A 23,677-nucleotide genomic window follows, 5' to 3' on the forward strand; every position below is an offset into this window, starting at 1 on the left:
AATCAAGCATGTCCAAACGCGACTATTACGAAGTTCTGGGCGTCAGCCGCACGGTCACGGAAGTCGAATTGAAGATCGCCTTCCGCAAGGCCGCGATGCAGTGCCATCCCGATCGGCATCCTGGCGACAAGCAGGCGGAAGCGCGTTTCAAGGAATTGAACGAAGCCTATCAATGTCTGTGCGACCAGCAGAAGCGCGCGGCATATGACCGTTTCGGCCATGCGGCCTTTGAACAGGGCGGCGGCTTCGGCGGAGGCGAGGGCTTCGGCGCCTCGATGGCCGACATTTTCGAGGATCTGTTCGGCGACGTCATGGGGCGGCGCAGCCGTTCCGGCGGCCGCGAGCGCGGCTCGGATCTGCGCTACAATATGGAGATCACCCTCGACGAGGCCTTTCGCGGCAAGGCCGCCTCGCTGAAAATCCCGACCTCGGCGACCTGCGACGCCTGCTCGGGAACAGGCGCGAAAAAGGGTTCAAAACCCAAGACCTGCACAACTTGCGGCGGCATGGGACGCGTGCGCGCCCAGCAGGGCTTTTTCGCGATCGAGCGCACCTGTCCGACCTGCCAGGGGCGCGGCGAGACGATCGAGAATCCCTGCCCCTCCTGTTCCGGGACGGGGCGCAAGACGATCGAACGCTCGCTGTCGGTCAATGTGCCGCCGGGCGTCGAGGACGGCACGCGCATCAGGCTCGCCGGCGAAGGCGAGGCGGGCCTGCGGGGCGGGCCACCCGGCGACCTCTACATCTTCCTTTCGGTGAAGCCGCATCCGTTCTTCCAGCGCGATGGGGCGGATCTCTACTGCCGCGTGCCGATCTCGATGGTGCGCGCGGCGCTCGGCGGGGAGATCAAGGTCCATGCGCTCGACGGCTCCGAGGTGAAGCTCAAAATTCCCGAGGGCGCGCAGTCCGGACGCCAGCTCAAGGCCAAGGGCAAGGGCATGCCGGTGCTGCGCGGGCGCGACCAAGGCGACCTGCATGTGCAGATCAGCGTCGAGACGCCGCAAAAGCTCACCAAGCGGCAAAAGGAGCTCCTCGCCGAATTCGAGGAGGAGTCCTCGCTTGACACGCATCCCGAGGAGACGGGCTTTTTCGCGCGGATGAAGGATCTGTTCGGGGGTTAGGCGGCAGAAGGCTAAAAGACGCCACGTTGTTTTTGACGCGCGGCTCTCCTATCATCGGCCCAACGGCCCTCCGATCGCGGGGGCCGTTTGCGCGTTTCATCGCGCTGATCGGGAGGGGCGTCGTTGCCGCACAGAACGCAGAAAGCCAGTGGGCGCGCGAGGCTCGTGGATAACGCGCGCTTCATCCGTCAATGGATCGAAAATCCGCGCCTCATCGGCGCCGTTTCGCCGTCCGGACGCGCGCTGGCCAAGACGATGGCTGGTTTCGTCGAACTGGACAGAGAGGGCCATATCGTCGAACTCGGACCCGGCACCGGGCCGGTGACTCAGGCGCTGCTCGCCCGCGGCATCGCGCCCGAGCGCCTCGTCCTCGTCGAATATGAGAGCCGCTTCTGCCATCTGCTCTCCGAACGCTTCCCTGGCGTCACCATCGTGCAAGGCGACGCCTATGGCCTCAAGGCGACTCTCGACGGCAAGGTGCCGGGGAAAATCGCCACCGTCGTCTCCAGCCTGCCGCTCCTGGTGCGGCCGGAGCGCGATCGCGTCGAGCTGTTGAACCAGGCCTTCGAACTGATGGGCGACGAGGGGCTCTTCATCCAATTCACTTACGGCCTGACCAAATCGCCGATGCCGATGCACGCCAGTGGCGTCAATGGCGCCTATGTCGGCAAGGGATCGCCGCCGGTCGTGCTCAACATTCCGCCCGCGCGCGTCTGGCGCTATCGCAAAGCGGGTTACGCCGGCTTCGCCGGAAAGCGCAAGGCGTGAAGCCGCGGCGCCGACTGATCGTCGCGCTCGACGTCGAAAGCGTCGAAGAGGCGCGGGCGATGGTCGCGGCTCTGGGCGAGACGGTCTCCTTCTTCAAGGTCGGCATGGAGCTCGCCTATGCGCCGGGCGGCTTCGACTTCGCGCGTGAACTGAAGGCTGCGGGCAAGCGCGTATTTCTGGATCTGAAGCTTCATGACATCGGCGTCACCGTGGAGCGCGCGACGCGCCAAATCGCCCGGCTCGGCGTCGACTTTCTCACCATCCACGCCTTTCCTCAGACGATGGCGGCGGCTCGCGAAGGCGCCTCGGACGGCGCGCTCAAGCTCCTCGCCGTGACGGTGATGACCTCCTATGACGACGCGGATCTGAAAGAAGCGGGCTACGCCTGCGGCGTCGCCGAACTCGTCGCGCGCCGCGCCAGACAAGCCAAGGAGAAGGGCGTCGACGGCCTCATCCTGTCGCCGATGGAGCTTGCGTCCATAAGGCCGCTGGCAGGCTCGGACATGCTGCTGGTGACGCCGGGGGTGCGGCCGGAGGGCGCCGACGTCGGCGATCAAAAGCGCGTCATGACGCCGCGGCAAGCTGTCGCAGCCTCTGCCGACTATATCGTCGTTGGCCGGCCGATCACCCGCGCAGCGGATCCCGCAGCGGCGGCGGAAGCGGTGGTCAGCGAGATGACCGGCCCCTGATCGAGGTCCGTCGCATGCCCTACGACGGCAACGCCGACCTGCCCGAAAATCTCCGGCACATCCTTCCTGACCACGCGCAGGACATCTATCGCGAAGCCTTCAACCACGCCTTCGAGGCCCATCGCGGCGACCCGCGGCAGGAGGAGGCGGCGCATCGCATCGCCTGGGCCGCAGTGAAGCGAAGCTACGTCAAGACCGACGCGGGCTGGGTGAGCCGGTAGGACATGACCGACAGGAGGGCGCGCTGGCCTGCCTTGAGCGCGAGTGATAAAAGACGGGTCTTCGTCGAATCCTTACCCCGATTCGCCCATGCTCGCGATTGTCATCTCCGCCCTCGGGCTGTTCGTTTGGCTCTATCTGATCGCGCTTCGCGGCGGGTTCTGGCGGCTGACCGAACATGACCGGAACCTGGGCGGTCACGCCGCGGTCCCGGCGACCCATGTCGTGGCGATCGTTCCGGCTCGAAACGAAGCCGACGTCATCGAAAGAAGCCTGGCTTCGCTGTTCGCGCAGCAGTTCCATGGCCGCTTCGACATTGTTCTGGTTGACGACGAGAGCGACGACGGCACCGCCGAGGCGGCCCGCCGCTGCGCGGCCGACTGTGGCGCTTCGAGCCGCCTGACGGTTCTCTCCTCGCGCGGACCCGAAGCCGGTTGGACGGGAAAGCTCGCGGCGATGCAACGCGGGTTCGATTACGTGCGAAGCTTGCCGATCGACCCGGATTTCGTGCTGTTTTGCGACGCGGACATCGAATTTTCGTCGCATGTGCTCGCCCGACTCGCTTCGGGCGCGACGGCGCGCGGCGCCGTTCTCATCTCGCTCATGGTCAAACTTCGTTGCGAAAGCGTCGCGGAGCGCTGGCTCGTCCCCGCCTTCATTTTCTATTTCCAGAAGCTTTACCCGTTCCGCCACATCAATGATCCGGATCACCCGGCGGCGGGCGCCGCGGGAGGGGTCATGCTGCTGCGCCCGGAGGCGCTCGCGACCGCGGGCGGCCTGCGGGCCATTCGCGGCGCGCTGATCGACGATTGCGCGCTGGGCGCGCTGATGAAGGCGCAAGGGCCGATCTGGCTGGGTCTGACCGAAGACGTCCATAGCCTGCGCGCCTATCCGCGCCTTGCCGATATCTCGCGAATGGTCGTGCGATCGGCCTACGCGCAGCTCAGCTATTCCCCTTGGCGTCTCGCGGGCGCGCTCTTTGGCTTGGCGGCCGCCTATCTTGCGCCGCCCTATCTGGCGCTGTTCGGCGAATCGCCGGCGCGCGAGACGGCGCTCGTCTCCTGGCTCCTGATGGCGCAGGCCTATATGCCGACGCTGCGCTTTTACGGCCTGTCGCGGTGGCGCGCCTTTGCTTTGCCAGGGGTCGCGGCATGCTATACGTGGTTTACGGTTGAATCGGCTTGGCGGCACCTAAGCGGCCGCGGCGGCGAATGGAAAGGCCGCTACCAGGGGCCGCGCGCGCAAAAGTCGGCGCAGCGCTGCGAAACGCCCGGCGAGATCGAGGCGAACCGCCAAATCGAGGTATAGGGCGCGCCAGCGCCGTGGAGCGGCAAGACGGCGTCATATGGAAATTGCGCAGACGAGTTCGGGAAAGACCCATCGCGACGAGAATTTCCCCGTCGCCTCCTTTCTCATTGCGCCGCGCCATCGCGCGCCGATCCTCGCCTTCTACGACTTCGTTCGCGCCGCCGACGACATCGCCGACCACCCGACGCTTTCCGCGCAAGAGAAGCTGGATCTGCTGGACGCGCTTGACGCGGCCCTGATCGGACAGGCGGAAAAGGATGCGGACGTCGCGCGCCGCCTTCGTGAAACCTGCCGGGAGCGGCGCCTCGATCCGCAGCATGCGCGCGACCTGATCACCGCCTTCAAGCGCGACGTGACGCAGCTGCGCTATCGCGACTGGGACGATCTCGTCGACTACTGCCGTTATTCGGCCATGCCCGTGGGGCGTTTCGTCTGCGATCTCCACGGCGAGAATCCCGGCCGGGTCTGGCCGGCCAATGACGCGCTCTGCGCGGCGCTGCAGATCATCAATCACCTGCAGGATTGCGGCAAGGATTACCGCAACCTCGACCGCGTCTACCTGCCGCAGGATGCGCTCGCGGCGCATGGCGCGTCTGTCGAGATGCTCGCGCAAGAAAGCGCGCCGCCGCCGCTTCTGGCGACGATCCGCGACCTCAACGAGAAAACCGGGCGTCTGCTCGCGCAATCGCGTCCCTTCGCCGATCTGATCGACGACGTGCGGCTCGCCATGGAGGTCGGCGCCATCCAGACGCTGGCCGAGCAGCTCATTGCGCGCCTCGCGGTCGCCGACCCGCTTCGCGACAAGGTTCACGACGGCAAGTTCGGCTTTGCGCTCAAAGGGGCGGCGGGCGCGCTTGGCGCGCTTCTTCGCCGCATTTCGCGTCCACGCCGCGCGGATTCCGAGGCCCTTCCGAGAGCGCGGCCGAGGACGCGCCAATGACCATGGACGCGCTCGCCGATTCCGCGACGTTGCGCACGCGCGCCATCGCGACCAGAAGCTCCTTCTATCTCGCGATGCGGATCCTCGAGCCGCCGCGGCGCGACGCGATGTTCGCCATTTACGCCTTCTGCCGCGCCGTTGACGACATCGCCGACGACGAGGGCGACCGCGCCGCGCGCCGCGCCGCGCTCGACCAGTGGCGCGCCGACCTCGATGAGCTTTACGCCGGCCGCATCCGCGCGCGCGTCAGCTTTCTCTCTGAACCCGTCCGCCGTTTCCGACTCGACCGCGCCGATTTCGAATCGGTGATCGAGGGCATGGCCATGGACGTCGAGGAGGATATTTGCGCGCCGGACTGGGAAAAGCTTGAGCTCTATTGCGACCGCGTCGCGAGCGCCGTGGGACGGCTGTCCGTGCGCGCTTTCGGTCTCGCGGAGGATGAGCCGGGCGCCGAATGCGATTTGCCGACGGGTCCGAAACTGCTCGCCTACCACCTCGGCCGCGCGTTGCAGCTCACCAACATCTTGCGCGACCTCGACGAGGACGCCGCGCGCGGGCGGCTGTATCTGCCCCGAGAGGCGCTTGAAACGGCCGGAGTGACAAGCTTCGCGCCGCATGCCGTGCTGTCGCATCCCTCGCTCGAAGAGGTGTGCGCGCCGGTCCTCTGCCGCGCCCGCGAACATTACGACCAGGCGAATCTGGTGATGGCGGGCTTGCCCAAGCGCGCGGTGAAAGCGCCCTATCTCATGGCCGCCGGCTATCGTTCGATCCTCGACAATCTCGCGGCTCGCGGCTTTTCGGCGCCGCGCGCGCCGGTGCGGGCGTCCCGTCTCAAGCTCGTCAGCGCCTTCCTGCGACACGCCTTCACGTGAGCGAAACGGTTCATGTCGTCGGCGCGGGCCTCGCCGGGCTCGCCTGCGCGCTGCGTCTTGCCGACGCCGGACGGCGCGTCGCGCTCTACGAAGCCGCGCGCATGGCCGGCGGCCGCTGCCGCTCCTATTTCGACGCATCGCTCGGCCTGACGATCGACAACGGCAATCATTTGCTGCTCTCGGGCAATCGGGCGGCGCGGGATTACGCCAGGCGCATCGGCGCGAGCGACGCGCTCGTTGGTCCCGACGAATGCGCCTTCGATTTTCTCGACGCGCGCACGGCCGAGCGCTGGACGCTGCGCCCGAACGCCTCGCGCATTCCCTGGTGGGTGTTTGTCGCCGACCGCCGCGTTCCCGGCACGGGGCCGCTCGACTATCTCGGCGCCGGAAAGCTTCTCTTCGCGCAGGACGGCGCGACCATTGGCGACACCATGCGTTGCCGCGGCCCGCTGTGGGAGAAGCTTTGGCGACCGGTTCTGCTCTCGGCGCTGAACACCGAGCCTGAAGAGGCGTCCGCCACGCTCGCGGGCGCCGTGCTGCGCGAGACGCTTGCCGCCGGCGGCGACGCCTGCCGACCGATGGTCGCCAAGGGCGGCCTCGGCGACGCCTTCATCGAGCCGGCGCTGCGCACGCTTCGCGCCAAAGGCGTCGAGCCGCGCTTCGGCGCGCGTCTGCGCGACATCGCTTTCGAGGAGTCTCGCGTCGCCGCGCTGCGTTTCGGCGACGCGGAAGCGACGCTGGAAAAAGGCGACGCGGTGGTCCTCGCGACGCCGCCGTGGATCGCCCAGGAGCTTCTGCCCGGTCTCGTCGCGCCCGATGATTTTCGCGCGATCCTCAATGCGCATTTCAAGATCGCGCCGCCGCCGGGCCAGCCGCTGCTTCTCGGCATGATCGGCACGCTCACCGAATGGCTGTTCGCCTTCGACGATCGCCTGTCGGTGACGATCAGCGGCGCCGACCGGCTGATCGATGAGTCGCGCGAAGCGCTGGCGGAAAAAATCTGGGCGGAGGTCTCCGCCGCGACGGGCCTGCCGGCGGCGCCGCCGCCCTGGCAGATCGTGAAGGAGAAGCGCGCCACCTTCGCCGCGACGCCGGCGCAGGAGAAGCGCCGGCCCGATGCGAAGACGCGCTGGGACAATTTGTGGCTTGCCGGCGACTGGACGAATACGGGCCTGCCGGCGACGATCGAGGGCTCGATACGATCAGGGGATAGAGCGGCGGAACTGGCGACGACGGCCAGTTGAATGTGACTGTTCGTGAATGGCGTAAGGAAGCTTCCTTGCGCCTCATCAATGCGAATTTTGCCGGCGGTCTTGCGGCGCGTCGACGCCCTGCGCCAGCCGGCTGTGACGGCGGCTGTAGAGAAAATAGATGGCGAGGCCGATCGCCATCCAGATCGCGAAGCGCTCCCACGCCACCGCCGGCAGGCGCGACAACAGCCAGAGCGAGAAGCCGATGCCGGCGAGCGGCGTGAACGGCACGAAAGGGGCGCGAAAGCTGCGCGGCACGTCCGGGCGCGTGCGGCGCAGCACGATGATCGCCGAACAAATGACGACGAATGCGGAGAGCGTGCCGATATTCACCAGCTCCGCCACTTCCTTGATCGGGTAGAGCGCGGCGACGAGCGCGGTCAGCGCGCCGGCGATCAGCGTCGGCCGATAGGGCGTGTGAAAGCGCGGATGCAGTTTCGCGAACCAGCCGGGGAGCAGACCGTCGCGGCTCATGGCGAACCAGATGCGGGCGCAGGCGAGCAGAAAGGCGAGCATCACGCTGGCGATTCCCGCGACCGCCGCGAGCGAGACGACAAAAGCCACCCAGGGCAGGCCGAGCGACGCGAAGGCGGTCGCGACCGGCGCCGGATTGTCGAGCGTGTCGTAGCGCACGATTCCGGTGAGCACGAGCGACATGGCGATATAGAGCGTCAGCGCCACGACGAGCGACAGAAGGACGGCGCGCGGCACGTCGCGCTGCGGCGCGCGGGCTTCTTCGGCCGCCGTCGTCAACGTGTCGTAGCCGAACACGGCGAAGAACACGACCGCCGCGCCCTGCGCCACGCCGGAAAAGCCGAAGGGCATGAAGGGCGTCCAGTTCTCGACGCGCACATAGGGGAGTCCCGCCACGATCACCAACAGCGCCGCGGCGATCTTGACGACCACCATCGCGGCGTTGAAGCGCGCGCCGAGTTCGATGCGCAGCGTCAACAGGAAGGCGACGCCAAGCGCGCCGAGCGCGGCGAAAAGGTCGACGACGCGGCCGGATCCGGTTCCGGGCGCGCCGCTCGCCCAATCGGGAAGCGCGAGGCCGAATTGCGCGAGCAGCGCCTGCAAATAGGCCGACCAGCCGATCGCCACCACGGCGACGACCAGCGCATATTCGAGCAGAAGGTCCCAGCCGATGATCCAGGCGGCGAGTTCGCCCAGCACGGCGTAGGCATATGTGTAGGCGCTGCCGGCGACGGGAATCATGCCGGCGAATTCGGCGTAGGACAGCGCCGCCGCGGCGCTCGCGACGCCGGCGATCAGGAAGGAGAGGGCGACGCCGGGGCCGGCCTGAGTCGCCGCCACTACGCCGGTCAGCACGAAAATGCCGACGCCAATGAGGCCGCCAAGGCCGATGCCGGTGAGTTGCCAGACGCCGAGCACGCGACGGAATCCGCCCGGCCGGTCGGCTTCGGCTTGCAGCGATTCGATGGATTTGGCCCGCAGCAGCGAGGAAAGCTTCATCAAAATGGCCCGTCGGCGGGCGTGTCCGCCATGACGTCCATAGGCGATCCAGGCGGCGCTGTCATTGCCGCCCGGCCATGCGCAGCCGCAAAAGAAAAGAGCGGCCCCAGTATGGCCGCTCTTTCCATTTTGTTTGGGCGGCGCGGCCTATTTCTTGGCGGCCTCGAGATGCGTCAGCGCCTCTTCGGCGTGTTTCGTCGCGATGTCGGGGTGCTTCTGCTTGCCGTGGTCAATCGCCATTTCGAGATGCGAGATGCCCTGTTTGGTGTGCTCGTTCGGCTTTTGCGCTTCGGCGGCCTTTGCGTGCTTCAAGCCTTCTTCCGCATGCATCGTCAGCGCCTCGGCCTTTCCCTGCTTGCCTTCGCTGATCGCCTGTTGGGTGTGGGTGATGGCTTCACCCAGATGGTCTTCGGCGTAGGCCAATCGGGGGGCGAAAAAGCCCGCGATCGATAGAGCCAGGGCGGTTGCAAAAATCCTGCGATTCATGGGGGATCTCCTCAATGCTTCGCCGCATGACGTTAATATGGTCGCTTTCGCTCTAGTATCGAGGTCCTCTCCGGCATTCTCCGACGTCGCGGCGATCACTGCCGGTCGGCGGCAAAAAGCTCGCAGCTCTCGCCGAACTCCGCCAGGCCGCCTTCAAGAAACGAGGCGAGAAGCGGAACGCCGAGCAGATAGGCGGATGTCGCGCCTTCGTGCCGGGCTCGCGCTTGCGCGAGAGCTTCGCCCCATTCGCTGGCGGCGAAGTCGCCCCGTCCTACCCACATCAGGGCGACGAGCTCGATCTGCTCGTCGATGTCCATGGCTTCGATAAAGGATGAAACCTCGTCGCGAATGGTGGGGAACGCGTCCTCCGTCAACACGCTGACGAAACCGTCGTCCGTGGCGTTCGAGGCGTCCGCGTCGATCCCCTCGTCTTCACTTTCAAGCTCACGCGCCTTGACGACGACGAAACAGACTTTGTCCGTATTGATGGTCGGCATTTCTTCCTCTCCGCCGTTCTGAAAACGCGCTTGACCTTCGCCCTTGTTTTGAAAGGTCGCCCTTTGCATATATTCCCCGAAGGCGAGATTTTTACCCAAGTCGACGCCGTATTTTGGAGCCGGAAATGCGTGTCGGCGCGCCGAAAGAAACCAAAGACAACGAATATCGGGTGGGCCTGACGCCGTCTTCGGTCGCCGAGCTTGCCCATGCGAGACATGAAGTCTTCATCGAGCGCGGCGCGGGCGAGGGCGCGGGGCTGTCGGACTCGGATTACGCTGCCGCGGGCGCGACGCTCGTCGATGGTCCTGAAGCGCTCTTTGCCGCGGCGCAATTGATCGTCAAGGTGAAGGAGCCGCAGCGACGCGAGATTGCTTATTTGCGGCCGGACCATGTGCTCTTCACTTATTTCCATCTCGCCGCCGACGCTGAACTCACGCGCGAGCTGATGGCGAGCGGCGCCCATTGCATCGCCTATGAGACGGTCACGGCGCCCGGCGGCGGATTGCCGCTGCTCGCGCCGATGTCCGAAATCGCCGGCCGGCTCGCCCCGCAAATCGGCGCGCATTTTCTTGAAAAGCAGGCGGGCGGCCGCGGCGTTCTGCTCGCGGGCGCGCCGGGCGTGCCGCCTGCCGACGTCTTGGTTCTCGGCGCCGGCAGCGTCGGCGCGCAGGCGACGGCGATTGCGCTCGGCATGGGCGCAAGCGTGCTTGTCGCCGACCGCAACCCCGACGCGCTGCGGCGTCTCGAAACGCGTTTCGGTTTCGCGGCGCGCACCATTTATTCGACCCGCGCCGCGATCGCCGAATCGGTGAAGCGCGCCGATCTCGTCATCTGCGCGGCGCTCGCGCCAGGCGCCAAGGCGCCGATCCTGATCACGCGGGACATGCTGTCGACGATGAAGCGCGGCGCCGTGATCGTCGATGTCGCGATTGATCAGGGCGGCTGCTGCGAGACGTCACGGCCAACAAGCCATTCCGACCCGACCTATGTCGTTGACGGGGTCGTGCATTATTGCGTCACCAACATGCCCGGAGTCACGCCGCGCACGTCGACGTTCGCGCTCAACAACGCCACATTGCCTTTCGCGCTGGCGCTCGCCAACAAGGGATGGCGTCGCGCCATTGAGGACGACCCGCATCTTCGCGCGGGGCTGGAAATTTCCGCCGGGCGCATTCTTTCGCCGCCCGTCGCCGCCGCGCATGGCTTGCCGCTGTCGCCGCAGCTCATGGCGCTGGACAGCGCCGGCGCCGCATAGCATCCTGCTGAATGACATTATCCATTCCGGTCCATGCGACTTTTTCGCACAATCGATGCTGGAGAGCGTTGGCTCCGGCGCGAGCTTCGGCATTGCATTGTAATAATTCGCGCTTATGTCGCCGGGACGCATCTTCTCGCGCCAGGCCGGCAGAGCTTTTCTCATCAGCGCGCAGTTGTTAGACCAGAGCGACGCGGCGTTTGCGGAGCGGCGCGCCCCATCATTCGAAAAACAGACAGGTTTAGGGCATGAGCGCGAACCAGGACCAGGATCCCGCCGCCAACCGGAAACGAGGGGCCACGGCGGAAAAGGTCTCCGCGCTCGGCAAGTCCGAAACGCCGGTGAAGCCGTCCCACAAGGCCAAGAACAAGGCCAAGAAAAAGACTGCGGCGAAAAAGCCTTCCGCGCCCAGCGCTCCGCAAAAGGCCGCGCCCGCGACGCCCATTGGCGCCGGGGCTCCCGCGCCGCTCGCCAATCTGGAGACATTCGCCCGGTTTGATATCGAAGCGATCGCCGACAACATGGCGCAGCTCGTGGACGAGGGCCGCAAGGCGCTGGCGGCGGCGATCGGCGGCGCCAATCCCGACGAAACGCGAAGCGAACTCGCCGCGAGCGTCGCCGACGCCACCAAGACTCTCGGCGCCGTCGCCGAATATTGGCTGTCGAAGCCCGAGCGCGCCGCCGTCGCTCAGGCCGATCTTTACAGCGGGTTGAGCGAGATTTGGCGGCAGACGCTTCGCCGCTACGGCGGCGAGAATGTCGCCCCGATTGTCCCCTCGGATCTCTCCGACAAGCGCTTCTCGGGGCCTGAATGGAACGAGAATCCGTTCTTCGACTGGCTGCGGCAATCCTATCTGCTCGCGTCGCGCTGGGCCGGCGACATGGTCGAGAGCGCCGAGGGCCTCGACCCGCAGACAAAGGCCAGGGCGGTCTTTTATACGCGGCTGATTTCGAGCGCGATCTCGCCATCCAATTTCGTGCCGACCAATCCCGAGTTGTTGCGCGCCACGATGGACGCCAAGGGCGAGAATCTGGTTCGCGGCTTGAAAATGCTCGCGGAAGACATTTCCGCGGGCGGCGGCGTGCTGAAAATTCGCCAGAGCGCGGATCGGAAATTCGAACTCGGCGTCGATCTGGCGAATACGCCCGGCAAGGTGATCTGGCGCAATGACGTGATGGAGCTCATTCAATATGAGCCGACGACGTCGGAAGTTTATGCGCGGCCGCTACTCATCACGCCGCCCTGGATCAACAAGTTCTATGTGCTCGATCTCAACCCCGAGAAAAGTTTCGTGCGCTGGGCCGTCGAGCAGGGCTTCACGGTCTTCATCATCTCCTGGGTCAATCCCGACGAGACCAAGGCCACAAAGGGGTTCGAAGCCTATATGCACGAGGGGGTGCTGACCGCGCTCGACGTGATCGAGAAGGCGACGGGCGAACGCAAGGTCACGGCGGCGGGCTATTGCGTCGGCGGCACGCTGCTCGCGCTGACGCTCGCCTATATGGCTGCGACCGGCGACGATCGCATCGACAGCGTCACCTTCTTTGCGACGCAGGTGGATTTTTCGGACGCCGGCGATCTGCAGATTTTCGTCGACGAGGCGCGGCTCGCGGCGCTCGACGAAAGCATGGCGCGCACCGGCTATCTCGAAGGCTACAAGATGGCCAACGCCTTCAATATGCTGCGGCCGAACGAACTCATCTGGAATTATGTCGTCAACAATTACATGAAGGGGGTCGAGCCCGCCGCATTCGATCTCTTGTATTGGAATTCCGATTCGACGCGCATTCCGCGGGCCAATCACTCCTTCTACCTGCGCAGCTGCTATCTCGAAAATCGTCTGGCCCGCGGCGAGATGGTCATCGACGGCGTTCGGCTCAATTTGCGTCAGGTGAAGGTGCCGGTCTTTGAGATCGCGACCCGAGAGGATCATATCGCGCCGGCGCAATCCGTGTTTCGCGGCGCGAGGTTTTTCGGCGGCGAGGTGACCTTCGTGCTCGGCGGCTCGGGCCATATCGCGGGGATCATCAACCCGCCCTCCAAAGACAAATATCAATATTGGACGGGCGGCCCCCCGAAGGGCGTTTTCGAGGACTGGATCAAGAAGGCAAGGGAAACCAAGGGCTCCTGGTGGCCGCACTGGCTGGCCTGGGTGACGGCGCAGGCGCCCAGAAAAGTCCCCGCGCGCCAGCCCGGCGGCGGCAAGCTCAAAATCATCTGCGACGCGCCTGGGGAATATGCGCGGGTAAAGGGATAGGCGGCAGGTTGGATCCGGCAGGGTCGCGGCGCGAAACGTGACGCCGCGGCGCACGCTTTAGTGGCGCGCCGTTTCACCCGTGTTCGTCGACGCAGCGGGCCCGCGACAACCGATGAGGTCATCCTGGCCTCACCCGGGAAGAACCCCGATTCGCTCAAAGAACCAGTAGACGCCCGCAATCGCAATCAGCGCCGAGACCACGTAGACGAGCTTTTCGCTGCGCTTGCCGCCTGTCTGTTTGTCGATCAGGAACAGGATCGGCATGACCGCGAAGACGATGGCGATCTGGCCGAGTTCGACGCCGATGTTGAAAGCGGCGAGCGCGGGCACGACCCCGCCTTGCGGCACGCCCATCTCCGTCAGCGCCGAGGCGAAGCCGAAGCCATGGATGAAGCCGAATAAGAAAGTGTTGCGCCACCGGTTGTCGACGTCGCGCGAGAAATAGTTCTCCACAGCGACGAAAACGATCGAAGCGGCGATCAGCGCTTCGACCAATGTCGAGGGAAGCGTGAAGATATTGAGCGCAGCCAGCGACAGCGTGATCGAATGCGAAATAGTGAAGGCGGTGACGATCTTCACGACCGGCCAAATGCGGGTAGCCCACAGAATGAGCGCGAACAGGAAGCACAAATGATCGTAGCCGGTGACGATGTGTTCGACGCCGGCTTTGAGAAACTTCCACATCAGCTGTGCGGTGGTTTCCATCGGCTTTGACAGATCGAGCGGGGGATCGTCGGGGTAGAGCATGGTCTGGCCGGCGTTTTCGCTTCCCTCGAGGGTGACCAGATGCTTCCCCTTTGCGCCTTGTGTGGCGAGGAGCTTCGTCGCGTCATAGAAGAGCGTTCCGGTCGTTCCGCCACAGTCGAAGCGGATCAAGACGAGCGCGCTGTCCTGGTTGGTGGGGTCTTCGCCCGACTTTACGACATTGGCGATGCAGGCCCGGCCTGTCGCATCGCGCATTGCGACACGCTTTTGGACAAATTTGCCGATTTCCGCTTCGAGCGCGCCGGGCCCCGAGAGGTCGACGCTGGCGCGTTCGCTCATCGTGTCCTGAAACATGCGCTCGAGATCGGTGGCGAGAAAGCCGACCTCGACGGCATAGGTTCGATTGTCCTTGGGAAGAATTTTGCCTGTCGAAATATCAGGCGTATGGGCCATAGCCGGAGCCGCGAGGCCGACGCAAAACAAGATTACGGCGGCGACTATCCTGAAAACTCCGGTCATACGCGCTCCCTTCGTTCGTGGCCGCGCAACATGCCAAACGCCGCTGCGCTGGACAAGACAGCGGAAGCGGGAGCGTTGAGCAGGCGCAAGCCGATCTTTGCCGTCGGCGGTGGGTCAGTTCATTTAATTCTCGCCGTAGGCGAAGCGCCGCGTCGAAGGATAAGGGCATGGGAGGGAAGGTTTTTCGAGCCTCGCGCCTCCTAATGCGCGACGCCAAGAGGCCCGCGCCGCTCGCCCCTTCCGGCGGCTTTGCGCGCCAGTTCCGGATTTTCTTCCTCGACCCGATTCAATTGATTAGAAGTGTCCGACAGATTTGAGTTTCTCAAGAAAGCGAGCGTTTCGGTGCCCCCAGGCCTCAGTACGAAATCAAAGACGCTCAAATCCCAGGAGCAGCTCGTCATTCGTCGCGCGAACCGTGGCGACGTCCCTGACATCATCGCCATGATGAAGCGGGCCTATCCCTCGCTCCCCGTTTACAGCCGCGGGAATTTGCTCGGTCAGATCACCTCCTTCCCCGAAGGTCAGTTTGTCGCGGACTATGAAGGCAAAATCGTTGGTTACGCGGCAACCTTCCGCATCGACGAGGCGACCGCGCTGAAACGGCATAATTGGACGGAGATCACCGGCGGCGGCTACGCCTCTCGCCATGACGCCGCCGGCCCCTGGCTTTATGGCATGGAAGTCTGCGTCGATCCTGACTGGCGCGGTTTGCGCATTGGCCAGCGGCTCTACGAGGCCCGAAAGCGGCTTGCAGAAGAATTGGAGCTGAAAGGCATCGTATTTGGCGGCCGCATGCCGGGACTGTCCCGTAAAATCAAGGAATTCAAGACGCCCGAGGCCTATCTCGAAGCCGTCAAGGCGCGCAAAGTTCGGGATCAGGTCGCCAGTTTTCAAATCGGCAATGGTTTTGAGCCCCTCGGCGTGCTCGAGGCCTACATGCCGAGCGATCACGAGAGTCTCGGCTATGCCGCGCATATGGTCTGGCGCAACCCCTATGTCGACCAGGAGGCGACGCCGACGAAGAGCGCGATCCGCCCCAAGGATTGGGTGCGGGTTGCGACCGTTCAGTTTCAGCAGCGCGCCGTGAAAAGTTTCGAAGAGTTTCTGGCCAATATCGAATATTTCGTCGACGTCGTTTCCGATTACAAATCGGACTTTGTCGTCTTTCCGGAGCTGTTCACGCTGCAGCTGCTGGCGCTCGAAAAAAAGCGTCTTGGCCCCGTGGAAGCGATCGAAGCGCTGACGCAACGGACGGAGCCCTTCGTCGCGGCGCTGCGACAGATGGCGCTGTCCTACAACATCAACATCATCGGCGGCTCCCATCCGACCCGCGTGGCCGACGGCGATATTCGCAATGTCGCCTATGTCTTTCTGCGTGACGGAGCCGTGCACGCGCAGGAGAAAATCCATCCCACGCCCAATGAGCGCAACTGGTGGAACATTCGGGGCGGCGACGAGATTCGCGCCATCGACACGGATTGCGGACCGATTGGCGTGCTCGTTTGCTACGATTCTGAATTTCCCGAACTCGCCCGGCTTTTGGCCGACGAGGGCGCGAAGTTGCTGTTCGTGCCCTTTTGCACGGACAATCGTCAGGGCTATCTTCGGGTCAGATATTGCAGCCAGGCGCGCGCGATCGAAAATCAGTGTTACGTCGTTCTCTCCGGCAATGTCGGCAATTTGCCGGGCGTCGAGAACATGGACGTGCAATACGCCCAGTCCTGCATTTTGACCCCATGCGACTTCCCCTTCGCGCGCGACGGCGTCGCGGCGGAGACAACGGAAAATGTCGAAACCATCGCCGTCGCGGATCTCGATCTCTCCGACCTCGCCTGGGCGCGGCGGGAAGGCACTGTCCGTAATCTACGGGACCGGCGGTTCGATCTTTACAGGCTCGTGCGACACGACGACGCGAAATCATGAGGCGCGTTTAGCGAACCCGCCCACGGCGGAGGGGCGGGGACGCAGCGGAAGAGGTGATCCAGTGGTGGGGGAAGTAGGACTCGAACCTACGAAGGCTTAGCCAGCGGATTTACAGTCCGCCCCCTTTGCCGCTCGGGACATTCCCCCATCGTCTCGCAAAGAGACGGCGGCCGCGATGAAGCGGCCGATGCAGCGGCATATGCGGCCCCTGCGGCGCAGTGTCAACCTTAAACTCCCCGGCGGGCTGGGCGCGACGCTGAGCCCGCTCGAGCGCCGCCATTCGCCGTCCATTGGGACGCAAGAACCCGAGCAGAGGCATCGTGCCTCGCTGCAGCGCTCAAGCTGGTGAATCAGCGGCCGGCGTCGCGGCGGCCAGATGCGCCAGCTCGTCGTCGGAAAAAAGCCGCGAACGCGTCAGGAACCGCAGCCCCGTGCCATTGTCGAGCGAGAACATGCCGCCTTGGCCAGGCACGACGTCGATGACGAGCTGCGTGTGCTTCCAATAATCGAATTGCGCCGCGCCGATGTAGAAGGGCGCGCCGCCGATCTCGCCGAGCAGAACGTCGCCGTCGCCGACGAGGAACTCCCCTTGCGGATAGCACATCGGCGCCGAGCCGTCGCAGCAGCCGCCCGACTGGTGGAAGAGGATCGCGCCATGTTCGCCGCGCAGCCGCGCGATGAGATCAAGCGCCGCAGGCGTGGCGATGACTCTTGCCGTTTTGACTGTCGTGGTCACTACCCCCTCCTGTCTCTCCCCCGCTTCGCAAATCGGGTATTCCCGGTTTGCGCATTGACCCCGAAGTCGGCAACAGCCGACTTCGGATGGGAGAGGGGACCCAAACCACGAAGATTGCGCGGCTTTGCATCCTGGCCCGGATCGGACTCCCTCTCCCGCGAAGCGGGGGAGGGCTGGGGAGGGGGCTAAAAGAAGCCCAGCTTCTTTTCGCTGTAGCTCACCAGCATGTTCTTGGTCTGCTGATAGTGATCGAGCATCATCCGGTGATTCTCGCGGCCGATGCCCGACTGTTTGTAGCCGCCGAAAGCCGCATGCGCCGGATAGGCGTGGTAGCAGTTCACCCAGACGCGTCCCGCCTGAATGGCGCGGCCGAAGCGATAGCAGCGGTTGGCTTCGCGGCTCCACACGCCGGCGCCAAGGCCGTAGAGCGTGTCGTTGGCGATGGCCAAGGCCTCGTCGTCGTCCTTGAAGGTCGTCACCGACACGACGGGACCGAAAATCTCCTCCTGGAACACGCGCATCCGATTATGGCCTTCGAGCACGGTCGGCTTCACATAAAAGCCGCCGGCGAGTTCGCCCGCGAGCGCGTTGCGTTCGCCGCCGGCGAGCACCTTCGCGCCCTCCTGTTTGCCGATGTCGATATAGCTCAGGATCTTTTCGAGTTGCTCGGAGGAGGCCTGCGCGCCGATCATGGTTTCGGGGTCGAGCGGATTGCCCTGCTTGATCTCGCCGACGCGTTTCAAGGCGCGTTCCATGAAACGATCGTAGATCTTCTCATGCACCAGGGCCCGGCTCGGGCAGGTGCAGACCTCGCCCTGATTGAGCGCGAACATGACGAAGCCCTCGATCGCCTTGTCGAGATAGTCGTCGTCCTCGCGGGCGACGTCCTCGAAGAAGATGTTGGGCGACTTGCCGCCAAGCTCCAGCGTCACCGGAATGAGGTTCTGGCTGGCGCATTGCATGATCAGCCGGCCGGTCGTCGTCTCGCCGGTGAAGGCGATCTTGGCGATCCGGTTCGATGAGGCGAGCGGCTTGCCGGCCTCAAGCCCAAAGCCGTTGACGATGTTGAGCACGCCCTTGGGAAGAAGCTCGCCGACGAGCTCCGCCCAGACGAGAATGCTCGCGGGCGTCTGCTCGGCCGGCTTGATGACGACGCAATTGCCGGCGGCGAGCGCCGGCGCCAGCTTCCAAACCGCCATCAGAATCGGGAAGTTCCAGGGGATGATCTGGCCGACGACGCCGAGCGGCTCATGGAAATGATAGGCGATGGTGTCGTGGTCGATTTCCGAGATGCCGCCTTCCTGGGCGCGAATGGCGCCGGCGAAATAGCGGAAGTGATCGATCGCGAGCGGAATGTCGGCGGCGCTCGTTTCGCGGATCGGCTTGCCGTTGTCCCAGCTTTCGGCGGCGGCGAGGAGACCGAGATTGGCCTCCATCACGTCGGCGATGCGGTTGAGGATGATGGCGCGTTCCGTCGGGCTCGTCTTGCCCCAGGCGTCTTTGGCGGCATGCGCCGCGTCGAGCGCGGCCTCGACGTCGTCCTTGTCGGACCGGGCGATCTCGCAAACCTTCTGGCCGGTGATCGGCGAGACATTGTCGAAGACGCGGCCGGATTTCGCGTCCGCCCATGCGCCATTGATGAAATTGCCATAGCGCGGTTTGAACGGCGGTTTGAGCGCGGCGAAAGTTTCATGCTTGGTCATGGGCGTTCCCCTGGCGTTTCCCTGTGGCGTTTGGCTGGTCTTTTGCCTCTCAACATAGCGGCAGGCGCGCGCACGCCAAGCGAAATGAATGCTTAAGGGGAAGCTCGAGCGAATCTGGCGTTACCGAGGCTTAGCCCGCGCTTTGGACACCCCATTTCCACTGACCGCGCATTCCTGAAATACTCGCTGAAGCATCGGCGTGCGGCACGAATCGCCTCAATCAGCAGCAACCTGCTTCAAGCATCAAGCGCAAATCGCCCACTCTACTATCGCATCGACCCCACGTTCCATTTGCATGGATAAAGCAAACGCGTGCGCTGCTCGCAGATAGTGGCCGTCACCAAGCGCGGTAAGGGCGCTGGCAACATTTCGTAGGTTATAGCTGGAAAGACTTATAACGCGGCCAGCGCCGAGCCGCTCTATTCGCTTGCCATGGTCAGGCTGATCGCCAAAAAAAGGCACTACCAGCTGAGGTTTGCCAGCCCGTAAGGCTTGCGCCGTTGTCCCGATTCCGCCGTGATGGACCACGCAGGACGCAAGAGGAAAGAGCTCGTCGTGAGGGGCATCGTCGCAAACGAACTCATTCGGACCAACTGAAGTTGCGAGTCTGTTGGCGTCTTTTGGCCCAGCGAGGAGGATGGCTCGACTTCCAAGTGCGCGGGCAGCAGCTATGCTGATATCGTAAAAGCTACCGGATACTTGGGGAGCGAAAGAACCCAAGGTGAAAGCGATCGGGGCGCTTCCCGCTGATAAGAACGACATCAAAGCTTTGCTCAGCGTGCGCCGACGCTCATCGCGAGGTTTGTAGAAGGGGAAACCCGGAATGACCAAGTTCGCAGGCCCGTCAGGTGGGCGCGCTGCGAAGCTGGGCGAATAAAGGCCATAGATCTTCGATGCCCCGTTCTTTCTTCCAAAATCCAGAAAGAAGTCTTCCTGTGTACCAGGTAATCCGATCTCTCGTCGAAAAGATCGTAGACGATTCATTCGAAGATTTATGCCGGTGCGCACGAAGGATCGGATCAACCTGTTGTACCCGATCGCCTGCCGCGACCTGGGCAGCAAAACATACGGCGCTGGTGGGGTGAACGAAGGAGCCGCCGCCGACTGGAGGTACATCGGTGCGAGAGCGACTCGCGCGGATGGCAGACCAGATTTTTCAGCCGCGAGACTAGCCCCCACAAGGAGGCTATGTGAGACTATGACGTCTACACCTTCGGCGGCTGCCAAGGTGTCGTGGTAGGACTCGGACAAGAATCGTAGATAGATTTCATCGAGAATAAAATAGGGATTCTTGAGCATAATCCGATAGGCGCCAGAAAGGTCGACGCCGAGGGCGTTCAGGATATCGCCCTCGTGTGGACGTAAACGAGCGTACGCTATGCCCTCTCGCTCAATCGAGCCTTGATGCATCTCGGGAGCGGCAATTACGACATCGAGTCCTCGATGACACATCGCGTGCGCGATGGCGATGAAAGGGTAGATGTCGCCAAGGGTCCCGAAGGTTGCTAGCAAAACTCGTTTGCGACGCTTCGTCGAATGGGTCATATTTTATGAAGCTTTCTATGCCATCAATCCTTGATCTCATTTCGAACGAAACGCCCATCATCGACCCCGTTAAAAAAATCGCGATCGTTAACCCGGTCGCCCGGATGAGTTTGCCAGTCTATGTGATGCCACGGGCGGCGTCCGTCCTCAACGTCATTGAGGAAATACAGGCCGTCGCCGCGCTCAGTCAGGCCGCTATCGCAAACACGCCTTCGCCAGCGCCTGAAACGCCCGGGCGCGGTGCGACAGCGCCTGCGAGCCGTCGCCCGGCAGGGCATGTTTTTCCGCCGACATCATCTCGCCGAAGGTCTTGTCGAGCCCGTCGGGCTTGAAGATCGGATCATAGCCGAAGCCCTTCTCGCCCTTGGGCGGAAAGACGAGAACGCCGTCGACGCGGCCCTCGAACTGCTCGATATGGCCGTCCGGCCAGACGATGGCGAGCGCGCAGGTAAAATGCGCGCGATAGGGCGGCGTGGCGCCGCGCGCCTCAAGCTCGCGCTCGACGCGGGCGCAGGCGGCCTTGAAGTCGCGGTCCTCCCCCGCCCAGCGCGCCGAATAGACGCCGGGGGCGTCATCGAGCGCCGCGACGCAAAGGCCGGAATCGTCGGCAAAGGCGGGTAATCCGGACGCCATGGCGGCGGCGCGCGCCTTTAAAAGCGCGTTGCCGGCGAAGCTCTGTTCGGTCTCCTCGGGCTCCTCGAGGCCGAGTTCTCCGGCGGAAACCGCCTCGACGCCATGTGGCTCGAGCAATTGCCTGAGTTCCCAAAGCTTCCCGGGATTATGCGTGGCGATCACGAGCTTGCCGGCGATTTTGCGCGGATCCATCAGATTTCCTCCCGCCGCGCGGTTCCCGGCGCGCCGGCGGGGCGTCGCCATGGCGCTGACATCTCCATAACTTGCAGCGATTCGCCGCCAAATCGCCACGATCGCCCTCTGGGGGTCTTGGTCGAAGGGTCGGAAGGCGCTACAAAGTTTTGTCTTGGCGCGGTTAACCCCGCCTTTACTATGCTTGGCAACGATTGAGGAGCCGCCGAGACGGTTCCGGGACGCGCCAAGCCTGACGCGGCGACTTCGCCGCTCGATTATCCCGGAATGCAAGGGACGAAATGACCTCGACCATTCTCATAGCGGACGACGATCCCGTTCAACGTCGTCTGCTGGAAGCTATGACGCGGCGATTTGGTTACGAGACCGAGACCGTCGAAAGCGGCGAACAGGCGATTGCGCGGCTGACGCAGCCTGGCGCCAAGGCCATAGCGCTGCTCATTTTGGACCTCGTCATGCCTGACCTCGACGGCATGGGCGTGCTCACCCGGATGCGCGACATGAAGCTCGCGACGCCGGTGATCGTGCAGACCGCGCATGGGTCGATCGAGGCCGTCATTTCCGCGATGCGCGCCGGCGCCCATGACTTTGTGGTCAAGCCGGTCGGCGCGGAACGCCTGCAAATATCGATCAAGAACGCGCTCTCCGCCGACGCGCTCGCCGACGAAGTGCGCCGCATCAGCCGCCGGGCGCAGGGCGCGCTGACCTTCAAGGACCTCGTCTCGCGCAGCGACGACATGGCGCGCGTCATCCGGCTCGGACAGCGCGCGGCGCATTCCTCCATTCCGGTGCTTCTCGAAGGCGAGTCGGGCGTCGGCAAGGAGATCGTAGCGCGCGCCATCCAGGGCGCGTCGGATCGCAAGGGTAAGCCCTTCGTCACGGTCAACTGCGGCGCGCTGCCGGCCAATCTCGTTGAATCGATTCTCTTCGGCCATGAGAAGGGCGCCTTCACCGGCGCCACCGAGAAGCACAGCGGCAAATTCGTTGAGGCGAACGGCGGGACGCTGTTTCTCGACGAGATCGGCGAACTGCCGCTCGACATTCAGGTGAAGTTGCTGCGCGCGCTGCAGGAAGGCGAAATCGATCCCGTCGGCGCGAAGCGCGCGATCCGGGTCGATATTCGACTGATCTCGGCGACCAATCAAAATCTCATCGATCTCGTCAAACGCGGGCTGTTTCGCGAGGACCTTTTCTATCGGCTCAACGTCTTCCCGATCAACATTCCGCCGCTGCGCGGTCGCCGCGAGGACGTCGCCGATCTCGCCAGGCGCTTTGCGGCGCGTTTCGCCGCCGAGGAAGGCCGCAATATCCGCGGCGTGACGTCGGAAGCGCTGTCGCTGCTGACGAGCTACGACTGGCCGGGCAACGTCCGCCAGTTGGAGAACGCCGTCTTTCGCGCCGTCGTGCTCGCCGACGGCGACGAGCTGACGGTCGCCGAATTTCCGCAAATCGCGGCCCATGTCCAAGGCTATGAAGTGCGTGTGCCGCCCGCGCCTGCGCCGGGCGCCCCCGGGACTGCGCCGCGCGAACGCGAGATCGTCCGCGTCGAAATCCGCGACCCGAATGCGATGTCGCTGCTTGGGACGAACGGCGAAATGCGCACGCTCGACGACATCGAGACCGCGACGATCCGCTTCGCCTTGACGCACTATCGCGGCCAGATGTCGGAAATTGCGCGGCGACTTGGAATTGGTCGCTCGACGCTCTATCGAAAGATGAAGGAATACGGACTCGAGGAAGCGTCAGAAAGCGACTCCGAGCCTTCGGGAACGCTGGTCGCGTAGTCTGGGGGCGCAGGCTTCCTTTTTCGTGAGAGGGTTTCATGACGCTGTTCGACATCGAAGCGACAACGATCGACGGCCAGCCGAGGAAGCTTGCCGATTACGCTGGCAAAGTCATGCTGGTCGTCAATGTCGCGAGCCGGTGCGGCTTCACGCCGCAATACGCCGGGCTCGAAGCGCTTTACCGCAAATTCGCCGATCGGGGATTTGTCGTCTTGGGTTTTCCCTGCAATCAGTTTGGCGCGCAGGAGCCGGGCTCCGAGAAGGAGATCGCGTCCTTCTGTTCGGCGAATTACGACGTCACCTTTCCACTGTTCGGCAAGGTCGACGTCAATGGCGAGACCGCGCATCCGCTCTATCGCCTGCTCAAGCGCGAGGCGCCGGGAATTCTGGGTTCCGAAGCGATCAAATGGAACTTCACGAAATTTCTCGTCGACCGCGAGGGGCATGTCGTGAAGCGTTACGCGCCGACCGACACGCCCGAGCAGATCGCGAAGGATGTGGAGGCGCTGCTGTGACCGCCATCGATGCGCGCATGATTGAAGACGGCGATCCGCTCGTCTTCGACGTGACGGTGCGCGATCAGGGAAGCGAAACGCAGCATCGCGTCACGCTCTCACGAAAAGATCTACTGCGGCTCAGCGGCGGCGCCGATGCGCAAAGATTTATAGACGCGGCCTTCCGCTTTCTTCTCGACCGCGAAGCAAAGGAGAGCATTCTCGCGCGCTTCGACGTGAGCGTTATTGCTCGCTATTTTTCGGAGTTCGAGCGGAGGCTGCCGGACTATCTGGCGTAAGCTACCC

22 protein-coding genes and 1 tRNA gene are annotated in these 23,677 nt (G+C 63.9%); 14 read left to right on the top strand and 9 right to left on the bottom strand.

The features are described from left to right. Positions 1 to 8 precede the first annotated feature (8 nt). From dnaJ to hpnE, 8 genes are all read left to right on the top strand, one after another. On the top strand, positions 9 to 1,121 hold the full coding sequence (dnaJ, locus tag ACR65T_RS16120) for a molecular chaperone DnaJ (protein WP_434497444.1): 1,113 nt from the start codon (positions 9 to 11) through the stop codon (positions 1,119 to 1,121). Positions 1,122 to 1,286: 165 nt separating this feature from the next. Beyond that, the gene (locus ACR65T_RS16125; RefSeq protein WP_175093441.1) at positions 1,287 to 1,889 is read left to right on the top strand and encodes an rRNA adenine N-6-methyltransferase family protein; all 603 of its coding nucleotides are present in this window, start codon (positions 1,287 to 1,289) and stop codon (positions 1,887 to 1,889) included. After that, positions 1,886 to 2,578, top strand: coding sequence for an orotidine-5'-phosphate decarboxylase (gene pyrF / locus ACR65T_RS16130; protein WP_434497445.1), 693 nt, complete (start codon positions 1,886 to 1,888; stop codon positions 2,576 to 2,578). The genes ACR65T_RS16125 and pyrF overlap by 4 nt, the downstream gene beginning before the upstream one ends. Before the next feature lie 14 nt (positions 2,579 to 2,592). Further along, a complete protein-coding gene (locus tag ACR65T_RS16135) occupies positions 2,593 to 2,799 on the top strand; it encodes a ChaB family protein (protein ID WP_434497446.1) in 207 nt (68 codons plus the stop codon). Between the two features lie 88 nt (positions 2,800 to 2,887). After that, a complete protein-coding gene (locus ACR65T_RS16140; RefSeq protein ID WP_434497447.1) occupies positions 2,888 to 4,105 on the top strand; it encodes a glycosyltransferase in 1,218 nt (405 codons plus the stop codon). Between the two features lie 37 nt (positions 4,106 to 4,142). Then, complete coding sequence (hpnC, locus tag ACR65T_RS16145; RefSeq protein ID WP_434497448.1) at positions 4,143 to 5,045, top strand: squalene synthase HpnC; 903 nt, start codon at positions 4,143 to 4,145, stop codon at positions 5,043 to 5,045. After that, a complete protein-coding gene (hpnD, locus tag ACR65T_RS16150) occupies positions 5,042 to 5,917 on the top strand; it encodes a presqualene diphosphate synthase HpnD (RefSeq protein WP_434497449.1) in 876 nt (291 codons plus the stop codon). The genes hpnC and hpnD overlap by 4 nt, the downstream gene beginning before the upstream one ends. Next, a complete protein-coding gene (gene hpnE / locus ACR65T_RS16155; protein ID WP_434497450.1) occupies positions 5,914 to 7,161 on the top strand; it encodes a hydroxysqualene dehydroxylase HpnE in 1,248 nt (415 codons plus the stop codon). Before hpnD ends, hpnE begins: the two co-directional genes overlap by 4 nt. 45 nt (positions 7,162 to 7,206) lie before the next feature. Here the strand turns inward: hpnE and ACR65T_RS16160 are convergent, their stop codons facing one another. The 3 genes from ACR65T_RS16160 to ACR65T_RS16170 all read right to left on the bottom strand — a co-directional run bounded on the left by ACR65T_RS16160 (position 7,207) and on the right by ACR65T_RS16170 (position 9,623). Then, the gene (locus ACR65T_RS16160; RefSeq protein ID WP_434497451.1) at positions 7,207 to 8,640 is read right to left on the bottom strand and encodes an amino acid permease; all 1,434 of its coding nucleotides are present in this window, start codon (positions 8,638 to 8,640) and stop codon (positions 7,207 to 7,209) included. A 147-nt stretch (positions 8,641 to 8,787) separates the two neighbouring features. Next, a complete protein-coding gene (smbP, locus tag ACR65T_RS16165) occupies positions 8,788 to 9,126 on the bottom strand; it encodes a small metal-binding protein SmbP (protein WP_434497452.1) in 339 nt (112 codons plus the stop codon). A gap of 95 nt (positions 9,127 to 9,221) precedes the next feature. Beyond that, on the bottom strand, positions 9,222 to 9,623 hold the full coding sequence (locus ACR65T_RS16170) for a DUF3775 domain-containing protein (protein WP_434497453.1): 402 nt from the start codon (positions 9,621 to 9,623) through the stop codon (positions 9,222 to 9,224). A 125-nt stretch (positions 9,624 to 9,748) separates the two neighbouring features. Between ACR65T_RS16170 and ald the strand changes: the two genes are divergently transcribed. Next, entirely contained in the window at positions 9,749 to 10,879 is a 1,131-nt protein-coding gene (ald, locus tag ACR65T_RS16175) for an alanine dehydrogenase (protein ID WP_434497454.1), read from the top strand. A 248-nt stretch (positions 10,880 to 11,127) separates the two neighbouring features. Next, positions 11,128 to 13,137, top strand: coding sequence for a class I poly(R)-hydroxyalkanoic acid synthase (phaC, locus tag ACR65T_RS16180; protein WP_434497455.1), 2,010 nt, complete (start codon positions 11,128 to 11,130; stop codon positions 13,135 to 13,137). A 129-nt stretch (positions 13,138 to 13,266) separates the two neighbouring features. Here phaC and ACR65T_RS16185 read toward each other — a convergent pair whose 3' ends face one another. Beyond that, positions 13,267 to 14,361: a HupE/UreJ family protein gene (locus ACR65T_RS16185; protein WP_434497456.1), complete on the bottom strand. Its 1,095-nt coding sequence runs from the start codon at positions 14,359 to 14,361 to the stop codon at positions 13,267 to 13,269. Between the two features lie 300 nt (positions 14,362 to 14,661). On the opposite strand from ACR65T_RS16185, the gene ACR65T_RS16190 reads away from it, so the two are divergent. After that, the gene (locus ACR65T_RS16190) at positions 14,662 to 16,284 is read left to right on the top strand and encodes a GNAT family N-acetyltransferase (protein ID WP_434497457.1); all 1,623 of its coding nucleotides are present in this window, start codon (positions 14,662 to 14,664) and stop codon (positions 16,282 to 16,284) included. A gap of 62 nt (positions 16,285 to 16,346) precedes the next feature. Here the strand turns inward: ACR65T_RS16190 and ACR65T_RS16195 are convergent. The 5 genes from ACR65T_RS16195 to rdgB all read right to left on the bottom strand — a co-directional run bounded on the left by ACR65T_RS16195 (position 16,347) and on the right by rdgB (position 21,093). Beyond that, positions 16,347 to 16,431 (bottom strand) — tRNA-Tyr (locus ACR65T_RS16195). A 190-nt stretch (positions 16,432 to 16,621) separates the two neighbouring features. Then, complete coding sequence (locus tag ACR65T_RS16200) at positions 16,622 to 17,020, bottom strand: DUF779 domain-containing protein (protein ID WP_434497458.1); 399 nt, start codon at positions 17,018 to 17,020, stop codon at positions 16,622 to 16,624. Between the two features lie 185 nt (positions 17,021 to 17,205). Further along, on the bottom strand, positions 17,206 to 18,723 hold the full coding sequence (gene adh / locus ACR65T_RS16205) for an aldehyde dehydrogenase (RefSeq protein ID WP_434497459.1): 1,518 nt from the start codon (positions 18,721 to 18,723) through the stop codon (positions 17,206 to 17,208). 243 nt (positions 18,724 to 18,966) lie between these two features. Then, positions 18,967 to 20,268 (bottom strand): glycosyltransferase, encoded by a 1,302-nt coding sequence (locus ACR65T_RS16210; protein WP_434497460.1) that lies wholly within the window; start codon positions 20,266 to 20,268, stop codon positions 18,967 to 18,969. A gap of 195 nt (positions 20,269 to 20,463) precedes the next feature. After that, the gene (gene rdgB / locus ACR65T_RS16215) at positions 20,464 to 21,093 is read right to left on the bottom strand and encodes an RdgB/HAM1 family non-canonical purine NTP pyrophosphatase (RefSeq protein WP_434497491.1); all 630 of its coding nucleotides are present in this window, start codon (positions 21,091 to 21,093) and stop codon (positions 20,464 to 20,466) included. A gap of 281 nt (positions 21,094 to 21,374) precedes the next feature. Between rdgB and ACR65T_RS16220 the strand changes: the two genes are divergently transcribed. The 3 genes from ACR65T_RS16220 to ACR65T_RS16230 are packed head-to-tail and all read left to right on the top strand — an operon-like array spanning position 21,375 to position 23,670. Further along, entirely contained in the window at positions 21,375 to 22,877 is a 1,503-nt protein-coding gene (locus tag ACR65T_RS16220; RefSeq protein ID WP_434497461.1) for a sigma-54-dependent transcriptional regulator, read from the top strand. A gap of 38 nt (positions 22,878 to 22,915) precedes the next feature. Then, the gene (locus ACR65T_RS16225; protein WP_256031872.1) at positions 22,916 to 23,392 is read left to right on the top strand and encodes a glutathione peroxidase; all 477 of its coding nucleotides are present in this window, start codon (positions 22,916 to 22,918) and stop codon (positions 23,390 to 23,392) included. Then, on the top strand, positions 23,389 to 23,670 hold the full coding sequence (locus tag ACR65T_RS16230) for a hypothetical protein (protein WP_434497462.1): 282 nt from the start codon (positions 23,389 to 23,391) through the stop codon (positions 23,668 to 23,670). Before ACR65T_RS16225 ends, ACR65T_RS16230 begins: the two co-directional genes overlap by 4 nt. Positions 23,671 to 23,677 lie beyond the last annotated feature (7 nt).

This window comes from Methylocystis sp., from assembly GCF_051061285.1.
Classification (GTDB): domain Bacteria; phylum Pseudomonadota; class Alphaproteobacteria; order Rhizobiales; family Beijerinckiaceae; genus Methylocystis.